Source organism: Acinetobacter sp. CIP 102529, assembly GCF_000368325.1.
In the GTDB taxonomy this organism is placed as follows: domain Bacteria; phylum Pseudomonadota; class Gammaproteobacteria; order Pseudomonadales; family Moraxellaceae; genus Acinetobacter; species Acinetobacter parvus.
Genome location: NZ_KB849354.1, coordinates 190,295 through 191,886, shown reverse-complemented (window position 1 = coordinate 191,886; position 1,592 = coordinate 190,295). Strand labels below are relative to the sequence as shown.

Genomic DNA, 1,592 nt, shown 5'->3' with positions numbered 1-1,592 from the left:
GTTCATGGCGACATACGCCATTTAGAAAAGAAGTGGGTTTTACTTGAACATCCAGAATCTGTTCATGGCGACATACGCCATTTAGAAAAATAAGAATGACAAGCACGTTGAACAATACAAGTTCATGGCGACATACGCCATTTAGAAAATGATATTTGGTTCATAACACAGTCGCCACGCGTTCATGGCGACATACGCCATTTAGAAATATTAACATTCGTTTTAATGCAGAACCCAATAGTTCATGGCGACATACGCCATTTAGAAAAACAGGGGACAAAACTGGACGTATCACAAGCCGTTCATGGCGACATACGCCATTTAGAAAATGCCCTCGGTGCTTGAAAATGCCTTCAATCCGTTCATGGCGACATACGCCATTTAGAAATCACTGTGGTGCTGTAGTAGTTCCTGTCTAATGTTCATGGCGACATACGCCATTTAGAAATGAATCTATACGTTTCTGTATCTCAATATTTTGTTCATGGCGACATACGCCATTTAGAAATGACATATTGACGGTGCCCAGTCACAGAAAATGTTCATGGCGACATACGCCATTTAGAAAATAAAAATAATAGAATTATCAGGAACATCACGGTTCATGGCGACATACGCCATTTAGAAAGCCAGCAGCGTTTGAAATTACTTGTTGAGCAAGTTCATGGCGACATACGCCATTTAGAAAATTGCGATTGTAAGAGCGAGAGCGTTGCTGTAGTTCATGGCGACATACGCCATTTAGAAAATTCTCGCCAGAGCAGCATGACTGCCCTGATAGTTCATGGCGACATACGCCATTTAGAAAATTTCCATCCATGAAGTATTCAGCATCAAACTGTTCATGGCGACATACGCCATTTAGAAATGCACTATATGCGGCAGGAACACCAAACAAGCGTTCATGGCGACATACGCCATTTAGAAAAATTAGTTTATGCAGAGAGGAGCAGCGGAATAGTTCATGGCGACATACGCCATTTAGAAAAACAGAAGATAAGACATTTCAACATGCGTTATGTTCATGGCGACATACGCCATTTAGAAACTTTGTTTTAAGTGTTTTGAATGATCGTATGAGTTCATGGCGACATACGCCATTTAGAAATGATAACGATACAAAGCCGTCACGCACTAGCCGTTCATGGCGACATACGCCATTTAGAAAGTAACAGCGTTTAACATCTATATTCTCCTTAGGTTCATGGCGACATACGCCATTTAGAAAGACAATTGGTACTCCGCATATTGTTTTAAAAGGTTCATGGCGACATACGCCATTTAGAAAGACATTCTTGGAAAATCCGTAGGATGTACTTGTGTTCATGGCGACATACGCCATTTAGAAATCAAAAATTCCCCTGAACCCCTGCTGATAAATGTTCATGGCGACATACGCCATTTAGAAATGTGCCAATGCCCAACTATTTACAAAACTTAGGTTCATGGCGACATACGCCATTTAGAAATGACAACTCAATTGTGATTTATGACGAAGCACGTTCATGGCGACATACGCCATTTAGAAAGTTAAAGTCATAAATACAAGTTGTTCCTTGAAGTTCATGGCGACATACGCCATTTAGAAACCC

1 CRISPR repeat array is annotated in these 1,592 nt (G+C 40.8%).

Features of this window, described 5'->3' with window-relative positions:
• Window positions 1-1,589: direct repeats of the CRISPR family, unit length 28 nt; unit sequence GTTCATGGCGACATACGCCATTTAGAAA.
• Between the last annotated feature and the right edge of the window lie 3 nt (window positions 1,590-1,592).